At 73.5% G+C, this 21,361-nt stretch carries 20 protein-coding genes and 1 pseudogene; 14 read left to right on the top strand and 7 right to left on the bottom strand.

Annotated features, from left to right (window positions below; translation table 11 throughout):
- Positions 1–16 precede the first annotated feature (16 nt).
- From ACIRL2_RS09450 to ACIRL2_RS09460, 3 genes are all read left to right on the top strand, one after another.
- Complete coding sequence (locus ACIRL2_RS09450; protein WP_402231268.1) at positions 17–742, top strand: LysR substrate-binding domain-containing protein; 726 nt, start codon at positions 17–19, stop codon at positions 740–742.
- A 197-nt stretch (positions 743–939) separates the two neighbouring features.
- Positions 940–3,156 (top strand): UvrD-helicase domain-containing protein, encoded by a 2,217-nt coding sequence (locus ACIRL2_RS09455; RefSeq protein WP_402231270.1) that lies wholly within the window; start codon positions 940–942, stop codon positions 3,154–3,156.
- A 191-nt stretch (positions 3,157–3,347) separates the two neighbouring features.
- On the top strand, positions 3,348–4,211 hold the full coding sequence (locus ACIRL2_RS09460) for a pentapeptide repeat-containing protein (protein WP_402231272.1): 864 nt from the start codon (positions 3,348–3,350) through the stop codon (positions 4,209–4,211).
- Between the two features lie 165 nt (positions 4,212–4,376).
- Here the strand turns inward: ACIRL2_RS09460 and ACIRL2_RS09465 are convergent, their stop codons facing one another.
- The gene (locus ACIRL2_RS09465) at positions 4,377–5,174 is read right to left on the bottom strand and encodes a hypothetical protein (protein ID WP_395858887.1); all 798 of its coding nucleotides are present in this window, start codon (positions 5,172–5,174) and stop codon (positions 4,377–4,379) included.
- 1,033 nt (positions 5,175–6,207) lie between these two features.
- Positions 6,208–7,602, bottom strand: a complete 1,395-nt coding sequence (locus tag ACIRL2_RS09470) for an oxygenase MpaB family protein (RefSeq protein ID WP_402231274.1) — start codon at positions 7,600–7,602, stop codon at positions 6,208–6,210.
- A gap of 298 nt (positions 7,603–7,900) precedes the next feature.
- Between ACIRL2_RS09470 and ACIRL2_RS09475 the strand changes: the two genes are divergently transcribed.
- Positions 7,901–8,503 carry a dihydrofolate reductase family protein gene (locus ACIRL2_RS09475; protein WP_395858889.1) on the top strand — a complete coding sequence of 201 codons (603 nt, stop codon included), beginning with the start codon at positions 7,901–7,903 and terminating at the stop codon, positions 8,501–8,503.
- 49 nt (positions 8,504–8,552) lie between these two features.
- On the opposite strand, the gene ACIRL2_RS09480 is transcribed toward ACIRL2_RS09475, so the two are convergent.
- A complete protein-coding gene (locus ACIRL2_RS09480) occupies positions 8,553–9,971 on the bottom strand; it encodes a PLP-dependent aminotransferase family protein (protein ID WP_395858890.1) in 1,419 nt (472 codons plus the stop codon).
- 102 nt (positions 9,972–10,073) lie between these two features.
- Between ACIRL2_RS09480 and ACIRL2_RS09485 the strand changes: the two genes are divergently transcribed.
- The 4 genes from ACIRL2_RS09485 (at position 10,074) to ACIRL2_RS09500 (ending at position 13,382) form a co-directional block, all read left to right on the top strand.
- The gene (locus ACIRL2_RS09485; RefSeq protein WP_395858891.1) at positions 10,074–10,829 is read left to right on the top strand and encodes a metallophosphoesterase; all 756 of its coding nucleotides are present in this window, start codon (positions 10,074–10,076) and stop codon (positions 10,827–10,829) included.
- A gap of 51 nt (positions 10,830–10,880) precedes the next feature.
- The gene (locus ACIRL2_RS09490; protein WP_395858892.1) at positions 10,881–11,750 is read left to right on the top strand and encodes a PP2C family protein-serine/threonine phosphatase; all 870 of its coding nucleotides are present in this window, start codon (positions 10,881–10,883) and stop codon (positions 11,748–11,750) included.
- Between the two features lie 169 nt (positions 11,751–11,919).
- Positions 11,920–12,540, top strand: a complete 621-nt coding sequence (locus ACIRL2_RS09495; protein WP_395858894.1) for a cyclodeaminase/cyclohydrolase family protein — start codon at positions 11,920–11,922, stop codon at positions 12,538–12,540.
- On the top strand, positions 12,537–13,382 hold the full coding sequence (locus ACIRL2_RS09500) for a bifunctional 5,10-methylenetetrahydrofolate dehydrogenase/5,10-methenyltetrahydrofolate cyclohydrolase (RefSeq protein ID WP_395858895.1): 846 nt from the start codon (positions 12,537–12,539) through the stop codon (positions 13,380–13,382). Before ACIRL2_RS09495 ends, ACIRL2_RS09500 begins: the two co-directional genes overlap by 4 nt.
- A 123-nt stretch (positions 13,383–13,505) precedes the next feature.
- On the opposite strand, the gene ACIRL2_RS09505 is transcribed toward ACIRL2_RS09500, so the two are convergent.
- Complete coding sequence (locus ACIRL2_RS09505; protein WP_395858896.1) at positions 13,506–13,880, bottom strand: hypothetical protein; 375 nt, start codon at positions 13,878–13,880, stop codon at positions 13,506–13,508.
- Between the two features lie 179 nt (positions 13,881–14,059).
- Between ACIRL2_RS09505 and ACIRL2_RS09510 the strand changes: the two are divergent.
- From ACIRL2_RS09510 to ACIRL2_RS09525, 4 genes and pseudogenes are all read left to right on the top strand, one after another.
- Positions 14,060–14,317: pseudogene (locus tag ACIRL2_RS09510) on the top strand (DUF3099 domain-containing protein); the annotation flags it as partial.
- Positions 14,318–14,494: 177 nt separating this feature from the next.
- Positions 14,495–14,767 carry a hypothetical protein gene (locus ACIRL2_RS09515; RefSeq protein WP_402231278.1) on the top strand — a complete coding sequence of 91 codons (273 nt, stop codon included), beginning with the start codon at positions 14,495–14,497 and terminating at the stop codon, positions 14,765–14,767.
- A 151-nt stretch (positions 14,768–14,918) separates the two neighbouring features.
- Complete coding sequence (locus ACIRL2_RS09520; protein ID WP_402231280.1) at positions 14,919–15,788, top strand: NAD(P)H-binding protein; 870 nt, start codon at positions 14,919–14,921, stop codon at positions 15,786–15,788.
- 277 nt (positions 15,789–16,065) lie between these two features.
- Positions 16,066–16,263, top strand: coding sequence for a hypothetical protein (locus ACIRL2_RS09525; protein WP_395858899.1), 198 nt, complete (start codon positions 16,066–16,068; stop codon positions 16,261–16,263).
- A gap of 95 nt (positions 16,264–16,358) precedes the next feature.
- On the opposite strand, the gene ACIRL2_RS09530 is transcribed toward ACIRL2_RS09525, so the two are convergent.
- On the bottom strand, positions 16,359–16,547 hold the full coding sequence (locus ACIRL2_RS09530; RefSeq protein WP_402231281.1) for a hypothetical protein: 189 nt from the start codon (positions 16,545–16,547) through the stop codon (positions 16,359–16,361).
- Between the two features lie 128 nt (positions 16,548–16,675).
- On the opposite strand from ACIRL2_RS09530, the gene ACIRL2_RS09535 reads away from it, so the two are divergent.
- Positions 16,676–17,521 carry a hypothetical protein gene (locus tag ACIRL2_RS09535; protein WP_395858901.1) on the top strand — a complete coding sequence of 282 codons (846 nt, stop codon included), beginning with the start codon at positions 16,676–16,678 and terminating at the stop codon, positions 17,519–17,521.
- Positions 17,522–17,735: 214 nt separating this feature from the next.
- Positions 17,736–17,861 (top strand): hypothetical protein, encoded by a 126-nt coding sequence (locus ACIRL2_RS09540; RefSeq protein WP_402231282.1) that lies wholly within the window; start codon positions 17,736–17,738, stop codon positions 17,859–17,861.
- 55 nt (positions 17,862–17,916) lie between these two features.
- Here ACIRL2_RS09540 and ACIRL2_RS09545 read toward each other — a convergent pair whose 3' ends face one another.
- The gene (locus ACIRL2_RS09545; RefSeq protein ID WP_402231284.1) at positions 17,917–19,713 is read right to left on the bottom strand and encodes a SpoIIE family protein phosphatase; all 1,797 of its coding nucleotides are present in this window, start codon (positions 19,711–19,713) and stop codon (positions 17,917–17,919) included.
- A gap of 113 nt (positions 19,714–19,826) precedes the next feature.
- On the bottom strand, positions 19,827–21,182 hold the full coding sequence (locus ACIRL2_RS09550) for a pyridoxal phosphate-dependent decarboxylase family protein (protein ID WP_395858904.1): 1,356 nt from the start codon (positions 21,180–21,182) through the stop codon (positions 19,827–19,829).
- Positions 21,183–21,361 lie beyond the last annotated feature (179 nt).

The raw sequence follows: 21,361 nt of genomic DNA on the forward strand, positions 1-21,361 counted from the left end.
CGGGGTTGGGTTCGCGGTGGGTGGCGAGGCCGGGCGTCTGCTCACCGAGTACGCGACGCTGATCGGCACCCACGTCGCCGCCGCCGAGACCGCCCTGGCCGACCTTCGCGCCGGGCGCACCGGTCGGATCACCATCCACTACTTCGCCACCGTCGGAGCCGTGCTGGTGGCTCCCGCGCCGGCCGCGCTGCGCCGCGAACACCCCGGCGTGCAGGTCCGGTTGAAGCTGTCCGATCCGAGGCATCCGCTGTCCGAGGTCCGGGACGGCCAGGCCGACATCGCGCTCGTGGTCCGCCCGGACGACCGCCCGTCCGTCGACGGGCTGCGCTTGGTACACCTGCTCGACGTCCGCTATCGCGCGGTGCTCCCGAAGGGTCACCGGCTGGCCGCGAAGCCCGTGCTGGAACTGTCCGACCTGGCCGAGGAACAGTGGGTCGCGAGCGAGTCGCCGGGCCCGTGCCTGGACGTCCTGCTCGACGCGTGCGGCGCGGCCGGCTTCAGCCCCGAGTTCGTGGTGGAGAGTCAGGACTACGCCACCGCCCAGGGCTTCGCCGCCGCCGGCCCGGGTATCGCGCTGGTCCCCGAATCAGCTCTGGAAACCCGTCGATCCGCGACCGTCGTCCGCCGGATCCGCAACCCCGAACCGATCCGCAGGATCTACGCGGCGGTCCGCGAGTCCGCGCCTCCGCAGCACGCCCTGCGCGCCTTCCTCGCCGCATTGCACGACGCCGCGTCCCGCTGAGCCGACACCACGCCCGTCGACCAGACACCACGTCCACGGATCGACGCGCCGCCCCACCCCACGCGCACGCGGGACAGCCCCGCGTGCTGCCCACAAATCCATGGGAATTCACCGCCGGAGCCGCCTATGACCACACGTCCCGATGGGGATGCTCATGGGTGGGCGCGACGGTGGGGGGCGCGATGCAATCTGCAAACGTGGGCACGAACAGCGAAACGGGCACCGCCGCCCGCACCGCCCCCGGCGGGTCCCTCGCCCGGCTGGCGCGCGACGCGCGGGCGCGAGAACGGGAGTTGCGTCGCGAATGGGACCAGGCCCGCCGCGTGGCGATGCGATACGAGGCCGCGTCGCAGGCGGAACAGCGAGTCGTGGCACACCTGTTGATGCTGACCGGCTACGGCTGGCGGCCCGCCGTCGACCGCCGATGGCCGGGAACCCGCACGGCCAACGTGGACCTGCTGCTGGTCGGGCCCGCCGGGGTGTACGTCGTCGACGTCAAGAACTGGCGCGCCGCGCCGAACATCCGAAACGGCACCCTGTACGCGGGAGATCGGCCGCGGGCCGGCGAGACCGCGAAGCTGCTCGCGATCACCGCGATCGCCGAGGAGGCGATCGCCACGCTCGGCGTCTCGCCGGTGGCCGTCGTGCCGATGATGGTGTTCGCCGGCCATCGCGTCGACGCCGGCCTGGGCCGGATCCGACTGCTCGGCGAGACGCAGGCCGCGCCCGATCTGTTGGGGCGACCGGCCCGCCTGGACCCGGAATCGGTGACGGCGATCGCGCGGCACCTGGAGCGGGTGTTCCCGGCCTACGAGGACCCCACCGAACCCTCGACCACACCCGTGACCACGACCCCGCCCCCGTCGACGACGGCGGTCGCGCGTACGTCCCCACCCGGACCACTCGACGCGTCCTTCGATCCGAGGGAGTTCGCCGCCGCCACGCTGCGGGCCGCACGGCTCGGGCCGATCGAACGCTGGATGACCTACCTCGATCCCGGCCAGTGCGCGCTGGTCCGGGCCGACTGGCCCGGACCGGCCCGGATCACCGGCCCCGCGGGCACCGGGAAGACCGTGGTCGGCCTGCATCGCGCCGCCTACCTGGCCCAACACGGCACCGGCCGGGTGCTGTACGCGACCTTCACCGCCAACCTGCCCCGCGTACAACGCACGTTCCTGGCCACGATGGCGCCGGTCGCGGTGGACCGGGTGGACTTCAGCGGCATCCACGCCTGGGCGCTCGCGTTCCTGAACGGACGTGGCGGCCCGCCGCGCGAGCTCGACCCGACCCGGGCCGCCGCCGCCTTCGACCGGGCCTGGGCCGAGGTCGGTCGGGGTGGACGCCTGTCCACGCTCGCGGCCTCGGCGGGCTACTGGCGCGACGAGATCGATCACGTGATCAAGGGCCGTGGGATCACCACGTTCGACCGGTACCGGCGGCTGCCCCGACCCGGGCGGCGGACCCGGTTGACCCGCGCGGGCGACCGCGAGGCGGTATGGCGGTTGTACGAGCGCTACGAACGGCTGCTGCGCACGGAGCAGGTGTGCGACTTCAACGACGTACTCGCCGCCGCGCTCCGCGAGGTGCTGCGGCGCGGGCGGCAGCCGGCCTACGCCTCGGTCATCGTGGACGAGGTGCAGGACCTCTCGCTGGTGGGCGTACGCCTGCTGCACGCGCTCGTCGGCGACGCCGCCAACGGCCTGTTGCTCATCGGGGACGGCCAACAGGCCGTGTATCCGGGCGGTTTCCGGCTCGCCGAGGCCGGTGTCACGATCCCCGAGGAGCGCACCCACGTCCTACGCCGCAATTATCGCAACGCGCCCGGCATCGTCCGCGCCGCACTCGCGGTGGTCGGCGCGGATGGCTTCGAGGACCTCGAACACGGCCGCGTCACCGGCCCCCGTCCCCTGGAACTCGACGGCGGGGCGGGCAACGCAGACGGGCCGGGCGAACCGGCGCGCGAGGTGGTCCGGGTGCATCGCGCGACGGTGGCCGCGCACGACGCCGCTCTTCTCGCCGCGTTACGGGCCGACCCCCGCGCGTGGCCGGACACCGCGGTGCTGTGCCGCTCCCGCGCCGAGGTCGGCCACTACACGGACCTGATCGAGCGGGCCGGGATCCCGGTATGTCTTCTGGCGCAGTACGAGGGTCGGCCGACGGCGGGAGTCAAGATCGGCGGCTACGTCCGCGCCAAGGGGTTGGACTTCAAGCACGTACTGCTGCCGAGGTACGACCCGGCGCGGCCCGGCGGCGCCCGGGGCGGCACCCGCGGCGGTGGCGACGCGGCCCGCGAGCGGGCGGAACTGGCCCGGCGCAGGGTGTTCGTCGCGATGGTCCGGGCCCGGGACACGCTGTGGCTCGGCCAGGTCGGCGCACCCGCGCCGCGGACCCGCCCGGCGACGCCCGGCCGCTGAGGTCCGACGCACCGAACGGCGGGACGTGCCGAAGCGGGCCACCCCCGCATCCCGCGCCACCCGGACCCGCCCCCGCGAAGGACCCGCCCTGCGATGAACTCTCACCCGATCGGGGACAATGAACGGATCATCCCGAGCGCGCGACGGAGCGGCGGCTCGCGGCAGCCCGATCCGGCAGGAGTCCCCACACCGTGTCCGACCAGCGCGAACCCGCCGTACCCGGCCGAGACCCGGGCCTCGTCGAGGAACGGGCCGACAGCCTCCGCGCGGACTGCGCGAACTGCTTCGCGCTGTGCTGCGTCGCGCCCGCCTTCGCCGCCTCCGCGGACTTCGCCATCGACAAGCCCGCCGGTCGGGCCTGCCCCAATCTCCGGGCGGACGACTTCGGCTGCGGCGTGCACACGCGCCTGCGCGACATCGGCTTCTCGGGCTGCACCGTCTACGACTGCTTCGGCGCGGGACAAAAGGTCGCCCAGGTCACCTACGCGGGACGGGACTGGCGCCGGGCGCCGCACACCGCGCAGCAGATGTTCCGGGTGTTCCCGATCATGCGGGACCTGCACGAGTTGCTCCGATACCTGCACGAGGCGCGCTCGCTCCCGGCCGCGCGCCCGATCCACGGCGAGTTGCGCAGCGCGTACCAGGACACCGAGCGCCTCACCCTGGGCGAGCCCGCCGAGCTGCTCCACATCGATATCGGGGCGCTGCGGCAGCGCCTGAACCCGCTGCTCCTGCGGGCGAGCGAGTTGACCCGCGCGGGCGTCCCGGGCAAGAAGAAGGAGCGCCGCGGCGCCGACCTGATCGGTGCCAGGCTGCGCGGCGCGAACCTGCGCGGCGCGAACCTGCGTGGGGCGTACCTGATCGGCGCCGACCTGCGCGGTGCGGACCTGCGCCTCGCCGACCTGATCGGCGCCGATTTCCGCGACGCGGACCTGCGCGGCGCGGACCTCACGGACGCCCTGTACCTCGTCCAATCCCAACTCGACGCCGCCAAGGGCGACCCACACACCAAGCTCCCCGCAACCCTCACCCACCCCACCCACTGGACCCCGTAACCTTTGCGCCGCCCTTGCCGTGGATCGTGTCCGCGTCGAGTTTCCCGGGCGTGCCGGTGTGCCGGTGTGTCAGTTGTACGGGGCCAGGTCGTGGGCCGTGCCCGACCGGCCACGAGCCGTCGGCGGTGGGCGGGGGCGGTGGGCCGTCGCCGGTGGATCCGCCCCTCAGCCGCCGTACGTCCGCCGCACCTGATACACCCCGGCCGCCACCCGATGGGAACGAGCCCGGAGCATCGGCGCGATGCGGGCCGGCCACACGGTCGTCCGGGACCACACCACGCCCGCGAGCGGGCCCGTGTCTACCAGGTCCAGTCGGGACAGATCCGCCCCTGACGCGTCGACCGCCTCGGCCCGGACCTCTTCCTCCATGGCGATCGCGAGCCGTACCGCCGCCGCGACGGCCTCCGGTACGGCGAGCGGATCACATCTCGCCGGACCGTCCGACCCGGGTATCTCGCGCAATCCGCCCTGGATCGCCTGCAACGCGCGCCCGCTCTCCGCCAGGGCCGTCCCGAGCGCGTCGACCAGCGCGATCACGCGTGGGGACACGGGAGGGGGCAGGTGGGTGAGCCGCCTGCTCAAGCAGCGTGCCTGCCCGGCGGCCAGGGACAGGGCGATCAACACCTCGAGCCGGCGCGCTCCCAACCCGTTCCGAGGCGACGCGTCGAGGATCCGGAAGGCGCGCCGCGCGGCCTCCCGGTGTGCCAGTGCCCGCTCGCGGATGTCCCGCGTTCGCGCGCGCAGCACGATCGCGGTCTCGACCGGGCCGCGACGCGGCACGACTTGCGGTTCCGGACCTGCCGAGACACCGCGTTCGAACTCGTACAGCGCGCGGCTCATCGCGTCGCCGAGCCGGATCCAGGCCCGCCCCTCGGTCCGCGGATCGACGGCATCGTCGGCACCCGACAGCGTCCACAAGTCGCGCTCGGTGAACGTGCGTCGTTCCTCGTCGGAAATGCTCATCGAGCCGCCTCCTGCTGTCGCATGTCTCGAACCGCAAGCCGAACCGCACGTCGAACCAGAGGGCCGAACAGAAAGAGGCCGCGCACAAGTCGAGCATGAACCGAACACGAATGCATACATCGAGCACGAAAAACGGCCAGGAGGCACCGGACGCTCGGCGCGAAGTCGCGGAACGACCGGCCCGGCCGGCGTGAAAGCGGGGATGACAAAGGCACTTTATGAGCAAAGCTGCATGCTTGGCCTCGTAGTTCACGGTATCAGCCGGTGGATGGTTTCCTCCATGCATACGACACCCACAGTTACCCGGCGAATCTCCCGCGTGACCTTTGCCCGCCGGGCGCACGCAGGGCGTACGTCGAGCGCGCTTCGAGCGCGAACCGCACAGCTGGGTCGTGAGGCGCCGGTCCCGGCTGCCTCGCGCCCGCACTACGGGCGCTGAACGTGCAGGCGCACCATCGGGCCACCGGGCGCACGCGCTCGATCCGGCCGAGGCCGAGCGCGCGACCTCGACCGGCTACCCGCCGGGCAACGCGCCTTCGGGGTAGGCCAGTCGGCGGTCGCGGCGGCGGGCTGCGGGACCGTCAGGCCGCCCTGGTACACCTGCGCGAGGTCGCCCGGGCGCCGGCTCGCTCGGCGGGCGACGCGGCGGGCATCGGGCTCTACCACCACGCGACGCCGGCCCACCAGGAAGCCGATGCGCTCGCGGCGGTGGGCGATCGTACCGGAGCGATCCGGGCGCTCGTCCTGTCCCTGCGCCACCGCCCCTGCGGCGAGCGCCGAGCCCGCGCGGTCACCACCGCCCGGCCGGCCGAACTGCACCTGGATCAGGGTCAACGTGGAGCGCGGTTGCGCGACCTGGCAGGCGTTCGTGGACGACTATCCGCTGCTGCGCTCGGGCCGCACGAACGCCGCGCTGCGCCACACCTGGCGCCGTACCGGGGCAACACGATCACCCGCACCCTGTTGGAGCGGGCCGGCAGCGGGCCGGCAGCGCGCCGATCCGCCCCCGCCCGGCTTCACCGACCGGAGCCCCTCAGGCCCGGCCGAGCACGTAGTCCAGCGTGTCCGATCGGGCCCGCCCGAGCACGCTCTCCCGCAGCGCCTCGGCGAACTCCTCCACGGTGACCATCCCGTCGCCGTCCGTGTCCACCGCGTGCAACCAGCCGATCCGGCGCGTCGGCGCGAGGTCCGAGCCGATCAGACGCGCGTAGTCGGCCTGATCGATCCGACCGTCCCCGTCGCGGTCCACCGCGGTGGCCACCCGCACCATCAGCGCGGCCATCGCGGCCCCCGGCGCGGCCTCGGCGAGCACTCGATACTCGTCGGCGTCGACCACACCGTCGTGGTTCGCGTCCGCCGTCGCGCGCAGTTCGTCCCACCAGGCGTGGAAGGCCGCGTACATGACCTCCTCGTCCACCGCCGCCAGGTCGAGTCGATCGCTGAACACCCGTGCGAGGGCGGCCAGATCGGGCCAGGACAACACCCCGTCGCCGGTCTGGTCGAGAATGCGCACGAAGGCGTCCGCGAGCTGCGCCGCCGGGTCGGCCGAACGATCGCGCGCCCCGAACCGGCGCAACCCGCGCCCGGCTTCCCGCTTGGCCGCGATATAGGTCGCCGCGAGTGGCATGTACACCCACCTCGTCGGCAGCAGGTCGCCGGCCACCGCGGCCGTCCGGCAGGCGAGCGACAAGACGGCCTCGGTACCGAACGGCACCTTTCCCCGCTCGCCCAATCGCTCCCGATAGCTCGGCGGCAGCGTGGCGGCCACGAGCGCGCGGATCCCGGTGCCCAGCACGGAGCATGCGGCCGACCACACCGCGTCCGGCACGAAGGACAGTTGCGCGGGCGCGGGCAACCGCCCGAGCGCATCCAGGAGTTGCTCGACCCCGTGCCCGGCCGTCAGCCGCTCGCGCACGGTCTCGTCGAAGTAGACGCGGTATTCCTCCAGCGTGGCCGGCATCTCGCTCGCCGGCACCCCCGACTGCCGTCCCACCAACAGCCATTCCGCGTACAACTCGGCCTGTCGCTCGTCGTCGAGCGGATCGCCGCCGAGCTCGCACATCAGTACCATCGCGTCGAACACGGTCAGGTGCACCCACGCCTGCGCCTGCGGGTCGAGCCCCGAGAACGCCTGGCCCTGCGCGTCGACCCCCTTGATGTGCCCGTGCAGTCGGCGCAGCCGGGCCGCCTCGCGCTCGCGGTCCGCCTCGTCCTGATAAAGCAGCCGTTGCAGACTGAGCAGGGTCTGCTCGATCCGACGCCACGGGTGCCGGCGGTACGTGGAGAACTCCACCACCCCGGCGCCGACGACCGGGTGCGCCGTCTCCAGCACGATCGCCCGACCGATGGTGGTCAGCAGCCGCCACTGTCCGCAGTAGCGCCAGGAGAGGGAGCCCGCGCCGGGGAAACGCTCGGTGTGATCCGACATCCGGGGTGCGTCCGACATGAGTGGCCTCTCTCGCGGATCGACATGGTAATCGTGACGATACAATCCGTCACCGTTTGTCGTGGGCGATCCGGAAAACCACAGGTTCCCCCGCGAAAAGCCGCCGATTGCGCCTGTGCGAGGCCCCCGGCTCCGCCGGCGAAAGCCCGGCTCCCGCCGCCGGAAGCCCGTGGGCACGGGTTTCGCAAGCGCTCGCGGTCCGCCTCACCGAGACTGGAAGGACCGACCCGGCCCGCGCCGTGGGCGCCGGCCGGGGCCTACGGCCGAGGAGGGCAGCCGGATGGCGATTGTGGTGGCGGAGAAGACGATGTCGCTGGACGGGTTCATCGCCGACCCGTCGGACGGCGTGGCGGAGCTGTTCGGTTGGTACTCGAACGGGAACGTGGAAACGCCCGCACCGGGTGGGGCGATGACGTTCCGCACCTCCGAGGCGAGTGCCCGGCATCTGCGCGAGCTGCTGGTCAACGCGGGGGCGGTGGTGACCGGGCGCCGCCTGTTCGACCACACCGACGGGTGGGACGGCAGCCACCCGCTCGGTGTGCCGGTCTTCGTGGTGACCCACCACGTGCCCGGGGACTGGGTCACCGCGCACCCCCGGGCGCCGTTCACCTTCGTCACCGCCGGCGTGGAGAGCGCCGTCGCGCAGGCCCGGGCGGTCGCGGGCGACCTGACGGTGGGTGTCGGCGGCGCGGACATCGTGCGCCAGTGCCTGGACGCGGGCCTGATCGACGAGATCGTGGTCGACCTGGTCCCGGTCCTGCTCGGCGCGGGCATCCGGTTCTTCGACCAGCTCGCGAACACCCCGATCGAGTTGGAGGCGACCCGGGTGATCGAGGGCCGGCGGGTCACACATCTGTACTTCCGGGTGCTCCGGACGCCCTGAGCGCACGTGCAAGGAAGGATCCGGCCCCATCCGGCCGGCCACACCCGGCTCACCGCTCGCGCAGCACCGCCGCGAGCGCCTCGATCGTGCCCGTCCACGCGTGCGCCGCCGGTGCCGCGAAGCCCACCAGGATCCCCTGCTCCGGGGCCTCCCGGTGCCACAGCTCGCCCAGCCCGCGCAGCGCCATCCCGCGCTCGGCGGCGCGCGCGAGCACCCGCTCCTCGGTCGGTCCCTCCTTCGGCAGCGTCATCAGCACGTGCAACCCGGCCGGGACGCCCCACAACCGCAGTGCGCCGGCCCGCCGTTCCGCCTCGAACCGGCGTACCAGATACGCCCGCCGCCGCCGATAGCTCAGCCGCGCGGCCCGTACGTGCCGGTCGTAGTCGTGCCGGGCGAGCAGGTCCGCGAGGACGAGTTGGCTCAGCCCCTGGGTGTGCCAATCGGCCCGGTACTTGGCCCGCACCACCGGTTCGACCAGGTGGGCGGGCAGCGCCATCCAGGCCAGGCGCAGGCCGGGCCCCAGCGTCTTGGACACCGATCCGCAGTACGCGACGTGTTCGGGCGCCATCCCCTGGAGTGCGCCGACCGGCTGCCGGTCGTAGCGGAACTCGCCGTCGTAGTCGTCCTCCACGATCAGCCCGCCGCTCGCACGCGCCCACACGCACACCTCGTGCCGCCGCCCCGGTCGCAGCGGCACGCCCGTCGGGTATTGGTGCGCCGGTGTCAACACCACCGCGCCCAGCGCCGGATCGACCGGCCGGTCCAGGCGCGCGCCGTCGGCATCCACCGGCAGCGGCAGCACCACCCGTCCGGCGTGCCGGAACACGTCGCGGTAGACGTGGTGTCCGGGGTCCTCCATCCCCACCGCCGCCACCCCGGCCTCGGCCAGCACGCTCGCGAGCAGGCCGGCCGACTGGTAGAAGCCCGAGGTGATCACGATGCGATCGGGTGTGGTCGACACGCCGCGGGTGCGCCCGAGGTGCTCGGCCAGCACGGTGCGCAGTTCGATGCGGCCCTGCGGGTCGCCCGGGCCGTGCACGTCGGCGGGCGGCGCGGTGGTCAGCACCCGGCGGGTGGAGCGCAGCCACGCGGCGGTGGGGAACGCGGACACGTCCGGCAGGCCCGGTCGCAGGTCGAAGCGCGGTGCCTGTGGTGTCGATCCGGTGTCCGCCGCGTCCCGCGCGGGTGGGCGGGGCAGGTCCGCGACCCGGGTGGCGGCGCCTTGACGGGCGATCAGGTACCCCTCGGCGACCAGTTGGTCGTATGCCGCGGTCACCGTCCCGCGTGCGAACCCCAACTCGGCGGCCAGGCCGCGGGTGGACGGCAGCGGCGTGCCCGGTGCCAGCCGCCCGGCCCGCACCGCCGCGCGCAGCGCGCGCTCCAAACCGACGCGGCGACCGGCGGCGCTGTCGACCTCGACGTGCAGATCGAGCGCGTCGATCGGGGAACTGGTCCAATCCTCGAACATTTCACTGGATCTTAACCCTGGTCCGGTCATCCCCGTAGCGTCGGCGTCATCGCGGCCGACTACACCGGAACCACCGCTTCCCCTCCCCTCAAGGACGCCCGCATGATCGTGTTCGCGCACCTCAGTGACACCCACCTCGACGGCGGTCCGCGCGCGGCCGAGCGCACCCGGGCAACGATGGCCCATCTCGACGCGCTCCCGTACGACCTGGACGTGGTGCTGGTCACCGGCGACATCGTGGACAACGGCACGCCCGCCGAGTACGACCAGGCGCGTGCGCTGCTCGCGTCCCGGCACCCGGTGCTGATCCTGCCGGGCAACCACGACGTGCGCGGGCCCTTTCGTGCGGGGCTGTTCGGCGAACCCGCCGGCGACGAGCCGATCAACCGGGTGCACCACACGGCCGGCGGCGCGGTGTTCGCGCTGTGCGACTCGTCCGTCCCGGGCCGCGCGGACGGCCTGCTCGCCGACGAGACGCTCGCCTGGTTGACCGACGTGCTGGACGAAGTGCCCTCCTCCGCGCCGGTGTTCGTCGCCTTCCACCACCCGCCGGTGGAACTGGGCAGCCCGGAAATCGACCGGATCCGCCAGTTCGGCGCGGACCGCCTCGCCGCCGTGGTCGCGGACCGGCCCAACGTGATGGGTCTGCTGTGCGGGCACGCGCACACCCCGGCGGCCACCACGTTCGCGGGCAAGCCGCTGATCGTCGCCCCCGGGGTGGTGTCCACCATCAACCTGCCGTGGGAACGCGTCGACGACGACGCCCCGTTCGTGAACCCGGACATCCCCCCGGCGCTCGCGTTCCACCGGCTCGACGACGAGGGTCGATTGACCACACATTTCCGCACGGTGACCTGATCCCCCGATAGCGTTCCGCTGGTACGCCCAACGGAGCGAAGGGGGCCGCGGATGTTCGGACGACGCCGGGAGAAGACGGGGACGACGGCCGGGGCGGGCTTCGCGGTGGGTCCGGTGCGCGTACGCGCGGCCGCGGGCACGGTGGTGGGCAACAAGTACCAGGCCAACTTCGACGTGCCGGCCCTGGAGCCGGACCTGCGGCTCGCCGCCGTCGCCGACGGCATGGGCGACGGGCCCGGCAGCACGGCGGCCGGGCGGATCACGATGACCGAGTTCACCGCCTCGATCCGCCGATCCGCGTCCGCCGGGCACGGGACCGGCCCGGCCGACCTGCGAGCGAGCGTCGCCCGGATCCAGGACCTGGTGCTGGCGGAGGCCGCGGGCCTGCCCGGCTTCACCGGCTGCACACTCACCGCACTGGTCGCCGAGCCGGATCCGGACCCGAACCAGGCACCGCCACCGCCACCGGTCCGGACCGCCGAGGCGACGGCCTGGCTGGTCCAGATCGGCGACTCGCGCGCGTACCGGCTGCGGGCCGGTCGGTTGGACCTGCTGACGGTCGATCACACCGAGGCGTGGCTGGGCGCGCTGTACGGCTGGTACCCGAGCGAGTCGCCACAGGCCGCCGCCGCGCGCTACCGGCTCAGCCGCTACGTGGGACATCCCGACCGCCCCGAGCCGGACGTGCTCAACGTGAGCCTGCGGCCGGGCGACGTGTACCTGCTGTGCACCGACGGCGTCGCCGAGCAGATCGCCTACCACCCGCTGGCGGCGCTGCTGGCCGCACCCGACGCGCCGACCGAGATCGTCGCCCGGTTGCTGAAGGCGACCCTGGACGCGGGCGGCCACGACAACGCGACCGCGGTCGTGTGGTGCGTGGACCACCGCGAGGATCGGCCCGCCCAGGACGCGCCGGGCTGAGTCGTCGACGCCCGGGTCGGGCCTCCCACCTCCCGCTTTCCGGGCTTCGGCCGCGTCGTGCGAGGATTTCCGGACGTGCGCCGAGGCGTGTGTGCTCGATGCCCCGTCGTGGTGCCGGTCGGGGGATCCAGGACCGGTCTCGGCCCCACCGACCGAAGGACGGGCGCGCATGCGCGACGAGAAGATCAGCGAATACCTGAAGCACCTCGCCGACCGGGTGCCGGCGCCGGGTGGTGGTGCGGCCGCCGCGCTGCACGCCGCCCAGGCCGCGGCGCTGCTGGGGATGGTCGCGCGCTACACCACCGGTGACAAGTACGCCGAGCACGCCTCCTCGATCGCCCAGGTGATCGCGCTCACCGACGAACTGCGGAACGTGGCACTGCGGTTGGCCGGGGAGGACGCGGCCGCTTTCACCGCGGTGACGGAGGCCTACCGGCTGCCCGCGGACACCGACGAGGCCGTCGCCGAGCGCGCGGCGACGATCGCCGCCGCGCTGGTAGGCGCGGCCAAGCCGCCGGCGGAGGTGGTCGTGGTGGCCGCCGCGTGCGTCGAACTGGCCGAGAAACTCCTGCCGATCGGCAACCCCAACGTGGTCACCGACGTGGCCGCGGCGGCCGAGGCGGCCCGTGCGGCGGCCACCACGGCGCGGGTGAACATCGAGATCAACCTCCGCGGGATCAAGGACGAGACGGCCCGCGCCGAACTGCGCACGCAGGCCGGCCGGGTGGACGACATCGCGGTGCGCGCCGACCAGGTCACCGCGGCCGTCCGCAAGGAGGTCAACCGATGACCGCGAGCGTGCTCTCCGGCCGGGAACTGGCCGCCGCGATCCGCGCCGAGACCGCGACCCGGGCCGCGCTGCTCGCCGAGGCCGGCACCCCGGTCACGTTGGCGGTCGTGGTGGCCACGGCCGACGAGGCCGGCGCGTGGTACGTACGCTCGATCGCCGCGGCCGCGGCGAAGGTCGGCATCACCTGCGACGTGGTCGACCTCGGTCCGGACGCTGCCCCCGAGACGATTCGGGGCACGTTGGCGGCGCTGAGCGCGGACGACGCGGTGCACGGGATCATCCTGCAGACCCCCCTGCCGGACGGCGCGGTACCGGCGGACCTGGCCGGCGCGATCGCGTTCGGCAAGGACGTGGACGGCGCGAACCCGCTCTCGCTCGGCCGGCTCGCCGCCGGTCTGCCCGCCTTCGCGCCCGCCACGGCCGAGGCGGTGGTGGCGATCCTGGACCACCACGGCATCGAACTCCGCGGCCGGCGCGTCGCGGTGATCGGCCGCTCGACGGTGGTCGGCAAGCCCGCCGCGCACCTGTTGCTCGACCGCGACGCGACGGTGACCGTCTGCCATTCGCGAACCAAGGACCTGGCCGGGTCGACCTCGACCGCCGATGTGCTGGTCGCCGCCGTCGGTCGAGCCGGGCTGATCACCGCCGAACACGTCGCGCCCGGCGCGGTCGTGGTGGACGTGGGCACCAACCCCACCGCCGACGGCGGTCTGGTCGGCGACGTGGACGCGGCGTCCGTGGCGCCGGTGGCCGGCGCGCTCACCCCGGTACCGGGTGGTGTGGGGCCGGTGACGACGGCTCTGCTCCTGAACCACACGGTGCGCGCGGCGGCCTCCAGCTGACCGCGCGCGATCGCCCGGCTCCCGGGCCGCTCGGGATCACTCGGCCCGGGATCGCCCGCCCCCTGGTCGCGCGCAATCGCCCCGTCCGGGGAAGGAATCACCACCCGGCCACACGGCGGGAGGTCACCACCGGGCCACGCGGCGGCCGTCGCGCTGGTGCCAGCGGCCCGGAAGGTCGATGATCTCGGCGCCGGCGGCGCGGAACCGGTCGGCGGTGGCCCGGGCTCGCTCCGGGTCCAGGGCGAACACCCACAGGCCCGGTATCAGCACGGTGCGCACCGCGCCCGCGGCCACCTGGGCCAGCAGGTTCTCCAGTTCCGGCGCCTGTTCGCGCGAGGACACGCCGTTGTCCAGGCACACCACGGGCTGGTTCAGGCCGAGCCCCTGCGCGTACGCGGTCAGCGCGTTGCGATGCGCGGCCATCTCCCACGGGTCGCGTGGATAGCACCTGAGATAGGCGACGGGCGCGCCGGCGTACGGAGGGGAGACGGTCGTCATGGCGACTGATTCCTTTCCGGCGATCGGCACGGACCCACGGCCCCGCCTCGACGCCAGTCAACACCGTCCGACCCGAAAGGTCTATACCAATATTGTCATCCGGGCGTGACTCCCCGGGATGGCGAGATCGCGCGTGCGGCGCGAGCCCGTCCGGCGGTGCGAAGTCGTACCGTGAACACATGAGCTCCAACGATCCGGGCGGTCCCGGTCGAGGGGGTGCCACTCCATCCGGGCCGGTCCCGTCCCAGCGGCGGCGCCGCAAGCGCTACTTCGTGATGATGGGCGTCTGCCTGCTGCTGTTCCTGCTGGCCGGCACGGTGGTCTACCGCTGGTCGGTGGCCGCGGCCGCGGGCATGACCGTCGTCGCGATGGCGATCCCGCCCTTCGCCGCGATCGTGGCCAACCGTCGCGAGCAGGGCGACCGCTGGTGGGACGAGTAGCCCCATCCGGTCGCGAAGTCGTCCGCGCGCCGCGCCCGCCGGCCCGGATCCGCCGCCGTCACGGATTGGTTCCGACGCGGTGACAGCCCCGCATACGGCGAACCACGGCGACCACCCGGCCCGTCCCCACCGATGACCCGCGACCGCGCGGGCAGGGGGGAAGGGGGCCCGGATATGCCCATCGATCCGGGAATGCAGGCGGCACGGCAGGCACAGGCGTTCCAGGAGGGCGTCAACCGGCGCGTCTTCGCCGACCAGGCGGCAGCCGCCGACCGTCGGCGGCGCCGGCGCGGCGGCCGTTCGAGCGGTTCCGGTCTGCTTGTGCTGTTGTTGGTGATCGGCGCGGTGGTCCTGGCCGCGAAGTACCCCGACCAGGCCCACGATGTGGTCGACCGGACGCGTCCGCTGGTGGACCGGGTGCTCGGCACGATCGACGCCCCCCGCTGACTCGCGCGAGCACCGGCCGGCGCACCCGGTCCGGGCGGCAAGGGCACGCCGTGCGGGCGTGGTTCGGGGGATGTCGGACAACCGGGCAGTAGGGTCGGTGGCCGAGCGGCCGGGTGCTGTCGGGCCGTCCCCGTCGGGAGAGGACGTCGTCATGGGTCCAGTCATCGCGGTCACCGGAGCGAGCGGGCAGGTCGGCGGCCGGGTCGCCCGGCGGCTCGCCGAGGCCGGCGTAACGCAGCGCCTGCTGGGGCGGGACCCGTCCCGGTTGCCGGAGTTCGAGGGCGCGGTGAAGGCGCCGCCGGCGTCCTACGGCGACGACGCGGCGATGCGACGGGCCCTGGCGGGGGCGGACACGCTTTTCCTGGTGTCCGCGCGAGAGAGCGCCGATCGGGTCCGCGAGCACATCACCGCCGTGGACGCGGCGGTGGCGGCCGGTGTCGGGCGGATCGTGTACGTGTCCTTCCTGGGCGCGGCGCCGGACGCGACCTTCACATTCGCGCGCGACCACTGGCACACCGAGCAGCACATCCGGGCCACCGGGGTGCGGTACACGTTCCTGCGCGACAGTCTCTACCTGGCCGGGCTGCCGGCCATGGTCGGCGCGGACGGGGTCATCCGCGGTCCGGGCGGGGACGGGCGGGTCTCGGCGGTGGCCCACGACGACGTCGCCGACTCGGCGGCGGCCGTCCTGCTCGGCGGCGACGCGCACGACGGCCTCCGCTACGACCTGACCGGCCCCGACGCGCTCACGCTCGCCGAGGCGGCGGCCGAGCTGACCCGCTTCGCCGGGCGACCGATCCGCTACGTCGCGGAGACCCGGGATCAGGCGTACGCCTCGCGCGCGCACTACAACGCGCCGGCGTGGGAGATGGCCGGCTGGGTGACCTCGTACGAGGCGATCGCGACCGGCGAGATGAGCGAGGTGTCCACCGCGGTCCCGAACCTGACCGGCCGGCCGGCGCAGAACCTGGCCGGCTACCTGACCACCCACCCGCGAGCGTGGGAGCACCTGAAGGCATAGGCCCTGTCCGGCGGATCTTGGTGAATCGGGCCGCGTCGTGAGCGCAGCGAGGAGCCCGAAGGGCGGATGCCGTGCATCGGCGTGCCGGAGAAGCAGCCGCAAGGGGTTCCATTCGGCTGTTTCTCCGGTGCGGCGAGGCGCGGTGCCAGGCGGCGCGGACCCACCAGGATCCGCCGGACAGGACCCAGCCGGCGTCCCACGCACGGCCGGCTCGGTCGCTCCCCCGACCGGCCGTGCCCCGGGTGCGGCCGGGCCCGTCGGCGGGTCTGCTGGGGCTATGCACCCCAAACACCCGATCATCGAGCTGACCGAGCTGCTGATGCGCGAGACCGACCTGCCGCAGGATCGGGCAAGCGCCCTCGTGCAACGGATCTGGGACGCGGGGGTGGCCGAGGGCACCCGCCGGATGACGGACGACCTCGCCGCCGCCAACCGCGAGACCCAGGAGCTGCGCCGAGCCCTCGACGACGAGTGACCCGGGCTCGGGGTCCGCGCGGGTGCGGTGCCCAAGACGTGGTGTCCCCGTTCGGGGCCGGACCGGGACACCACGCCCGTCTGTGGTGCGGAGCCCTACAGCGGCAGGGTGTCCGCGACCTGCCTGACGTGGTGCAGGCTGTTGAGCCCGTCCGGATAGACCGCGGACGGGACACCGGCAACCTTGCCGGTGTTCGGCGTCGGCTCCTGCGCGTGGGCGGCGGACGCGGCGAAGGCCGCGAGTGCGGTGCCGGCCAGGGCGGCGGCTGCGATGCGCTTCATCATGTCCCGCCCAACGAGACCACGACCGCTTGGTCACCGCGGCATCCCAGGACACGGCCCGGTTCACCTGTTCGGCGTTCGTGCGCCGCCCCCGACCGGGAACACGAGCACGAACGCGGAAAGGGGTACCGATGGCGCCGGAGCACCTGGACTCGGCCGACTGGTGGCACGACACGATGATCCACGACGGCCGGTTGCCGATGACCCTGGCGTTCGCGTCGCTGCTGATCACCTTCCTGGTGACGCGGACGATCACCCGGCTGATCCGGGCCGGCCGGGGGCCGTTCCACAACATCGGCGGCGGCGGTGTGCACATCCACCACGTGGTGCCCGGCATCGTGCTCGCCCTGCTCGGCGGCTTCCTCGCGGTCGGCGCCGGCGAGTACCTGGTCGCCCGGTCGGTCGCGGGGGTGTTGCTCGGGATCGGCGCGGGGCTGGTGCTGGACGAGTTCGGGATGGTCGTACATCTGGCCGACGTGTACTGGACCGAGCAGGGCCGGATCTCGATCGAGGCCACCGTGCTGGCCACCGCCGCGGCCGGCCTGGCGGCGAGTGGGTTCGTGCCCTTCGAAGCGACCCCCGAGGGGGACACCGTCGACGATCGGGTGGCGTGGGTGATCGTGCTGCTGCTCGACGTGGCGATGGCGGCGATCACGTTCGCCAAGGGCAAGGTCGGCACCGGGGTGATCGGCATCTTCGTCCCGTTCGTCAACGTTGTCGCGGCGATCCGGCTGGCCCGGCCGGGGTCGCCGTGGGCCAGGCGGCGCTACCACGACAAGCCGCACAAGCTGCGTCGCGCCACCGCCCGCGCCGCACGCCACGACGCCCGCTGGCGCCCGATCCGCCGCCGCCTCGAGGACACCATCGCCGGCACTCTGGTCTCGGCGCCGCCGGCACCGGCACCGCCCCCACACCCGCGTCCCCGAGTCGTCGGCACCCGCCACACCCTGAGCCGGCCGACCCCGCACACCGACTGACGAAACCGCACCGAGCGCCCGCCGACGCGCCCGACCGGCAGGTTTCACGTCCCGCGCCGTCTGGCGACGCCCGCTCGCGCCCCCCGATCCGGGAACGGTGAGCCGATGACGTACCGCGTCGAATCCCTGTCCCAGCCGTAGAGTTGGCTGCGCGGCGCGGGCCCCACGTGCAGAGCGCCTACTCCGACACGGTGAACCGATTGCGCGCCGATCCGTGGCGAGTCGGCGAGCCGCGCACAAGGCGCCGGACACCCGCAGCTACGCGTTCTGCGTCGAGGGCATCGCAACCTTCGTGATCGAGGACCGCTGCGCCACGGTGACCATCGTCGAGATCCGCTGAGCCTCCGTCACCCGACCCTGGCGCCCCTCGTGCCGCGCCGAATCGAGCGCCCGGGTCACCGGCCCGCGACCGTTCCCGCCGCTTCGCCGGGCGGGTGTTGGCGGGCGGCCAGGACCGCGATGTCGTCCTCCGGCTTGTCGGTGATCATCCGCGCGATCAGCGTGTCCACCAGGCGCACCAGCGGTGTCTCGGCGTTCAGTCCCACGTGGGTCAGCCGCTGGAGCGATTCGCCGATGTCCTCGCCCCGCCGCTCGACCAGGCCGTCGGTGTACATCACCAGGACCCGCTCCGGCTGGCTGCGCCGGCGCACCGAGGTGTAACCGCCGAACCCGGTGCCCAGCGGTGGTCCGACCGGGACGTCCACGAGTTCGGCCGCGTCGCCGGGCCCGACCAGGAGCGGCGGCAGGTGGCCGGCGCTGGCGAAGGTGACCGTGCCCGCGTCCGGGTCCACCAGGACCAGCAGGCAACTGGCCACCCGCTCGATGCCCGCCTTGGTGCTGGTGCGGTCCACCGCCGCCAGGATCTCGTGCGGCTCCAGGTCGGAGCGTGCCTGCACCCGCAGCAGGGCCCGGAACTGGCTCATCTCCACGGCGGCCTGCACGCCGTGGCCCATCACGTCGCCGACCGCGAGCAGGGTGCGTCCGCCGCTGAGCGCGACCGCGTCGTACCAGTCGCCGCCCACCTCCACGCTGCTGCCCGCCGGGCGATAGCGCGAGGCCAGTTCGATGTCCGGGTGCGGTGCGTCCGGCGCGGCCAGCAGCGCGTGCTGGAGGGCCAGCGCGATGTCGTGCTCGTGCGCGTAGCGGCGCGCGTTGTCCACGCTGATCGCCCCGCGCCGGGCCAGGTCCCGGGCCAGCACCACGTCCTCGGTGGAGAAGGCCGGTACGGCGCCGTGCCGGGCCAGGGTGACCATGCCGATCGCGCTGCCCCGGGCGACCAGGGGCAGCGCGACCACCGAGTGCAGGCCGACCGAGCGGAACACCGCGAGCCGGTCCGGGCTGGAGACCTCGCGGGCCAGTTCCTCGTCGCTCGCCCGATTGACCACCACGGGGCTGCGCTCGCTCAGTGCGCGCGGCACCATCGAGCCCTGTTGGTAGTCCACGTTCTCGCCGGGCCGGCGCAGGATCGCGGCCTGTTCGGCCATCCCCGGCCGGTGCGACAGCGCGGCCCGCCACATCCGAACCATGTCCTCCGGCGCGTGCGGTGTGCCGTTGGCACCCTCGACCGCGAACACGTCCACCGCGGCCACGTCGCCCAGTTCGGCGACGAACAGTTCGGCCAGTTCCTCGCAGGTTTCCACCAGGTCCAGGGTGGTGCCGACCCGGGTCGCGGCGGCGTCCAGGAACGCCAGCCGGCGGCGGGCCGCGTCCAGTTCCATCTGGGTGCGGCGGGACTCGGAGACCTCGAGTATCACGCCGGCCAGGCCGACCACCACGCCCTCGTGCTCCAGGCGGTGGTAGGCGCCGTGCCACCAGCGGCGCCCGGGCGGGCCCGCGTGCGTGATCCCGGTGGAGGTGGCCTCGCGGGCCACGCCGTCGCTGAGCACCGCCCGCAGGATGTCGTCCTTGGCGTCCACCTCCGGAAGCACCTCGCCGATGCTCCGGCCCAGGTGCTCCTCGGCCGAGACGCCGTTCATCCGGGCCAGCGCCGGATTGACGTACAGATAGCGAAGGCTCGGGCTCATCACCGCGACCGCGGCGGGCGTGCCGTCGAGCAGACCCTGCAAGACCGCGTACGCGCCGGCCTCGCGCACGTCGTCGCCCTCGACCCCGACCAGGCGCGCGACAGCGCCGGTCACGGCGTCGACCTCCGGCACCATCATCGGCGGGTCCGCGTACTCGTCCAGCGCCACGCCTGTCCTCTCCAGCCCCGGGTCCCGTGAGGCGCCCGGCCCCCGGAAGCCGTCCATCGGGTTCCAGTTTGGGCCACGGCGACCCGAACGCGCGAGCGGCAGGCCGTAGGGCGTTACACCATCGTGGCCATGATCTCCTCGACCATCGCCATCGTCGTACCCGGATGCAGGAAGGCGAAGCGGGCCACCGTCTCACCCTCCCAACCGGTCGGTGTGACGAAACCCACCTGGCCGGCCAGCAGCCGGTGCGACCACTCCAGGTAGTCGGCCGCACTCCAGCCGACCCGCCGGAAGAGCACCGCGGACAGCTCGGGGTCGCGGATCAGTTCCAGGTGCGGGGTGGCCCGGATCAGCTCGGCGGTGTCCCGGGCCAGCGTGAGCGCGGTCTCGATCGCCTCGGTGTAGGCGTCGGTCCCGTGCACGGCGAGCGAGAACCACAGCGGCAGGCCGCGGGCACGGCGGGTGAGGTGGTACGCGTAGTCGGTCGGGTTCCACTCCTCGGGCGCGTCGGTGTGCAGGACGTCCAGGTAGGACGCGTCCTGGGTGTGCACACCGCGGGCCAGGGCCGGGTCGCGGTACACCAGCGCGGCGCAGTCGAACGGCGCGAACAGCCACTTGTGCGGGTCGACCACGAACGAGTCGGCCAGCTCGATCCCGTCGTAGCGGGCGCGCACGCTGGGCGCGAGCAGGCCGGCGCCGCCGTAGGCGCCGTCCACGTGGAACCACAGGTCGCGCTCGCGGGCGACCGCGCCGATACCGGCCAGGTCGTCGATGATCCCCGCGTTGGTGGTGCCGGCGGTGGCGACCACGCCCACCACGTCCGCCACGTCCGGGTCGGCGTCCAGCGCGGCGCGCAGCGCCTCGCCGGTCAGGCGGTGGTCGGTGGTCTTCACCACGAGCGCGTCCATGCCGATGATGCGCAGCGTATTGCCGATCGAGGAGTGCGCCTGGTCGCTGACCGCGATCCGCAGGCGGTCCCGGGCGGTGGCGCCGGTACGCAGCCGGCCCATGTCCCGGGCGACCACGAGCGCGGACAGGTTGCCGGCCGAGCCGCCGCTGACGAAGCAACCGCCGGCGCTCGCGGGCAGCCCGGCCAGGTCCGCGATCAACCGCAGCACCTGGTTCTCGGCGGCCACCGCACCCGCCGCCTCCAGCCACGAGATGCCCTGGAGGGACGCGCACGAGACGACCATGTCGAACAGCAGCGCGGCCTTGGTCGGCGCGGCCGGAATGAAGGAGAGGAAGCGCGGGCTGTCGCAGGAGATGACCGCCGGCGCGAGCTGGTCGGCGTAGATCGCCAGCACGTCGCCCGGGTCGTTGCCCTGCGCGCCGATCAGGCCGTCGAGCGCGCGGTCGAGCTTGTCCTTGCGCCCGGGGTTGTCCAGCGGGACCGGATCCAGTGCGAGCCGCTCGCGCATGTAGTCGAAGACCAGGTCGGCGAGGGCGGGATCGTACCGGTGCATGCGCATGGCGGGGCTCGACAATCTCTCGGCGCGTTCGGGCGGCGTTTCCCGCGCAGGGTGGGTTTCCCGCGGTGGCGTATCCCGCGCGGGTCGGTGTTCCGGCGAAAACCGTGGGGCGCCGGGTTGGTCCGCACCGGCACCTCAAACCCTACGTACGGGTGTGCGATCGGGCCAAGAGGTCGATC

The sequence above is a fragment of the Embleya sp. NPDC127516 genome (assembly GCF_044765325.1).
Taxonomy (GTDB): Bacteria; Actinomycetota; Actinomycetes; order Streptomycetales; family Streptomycetaceae; genus Embleya.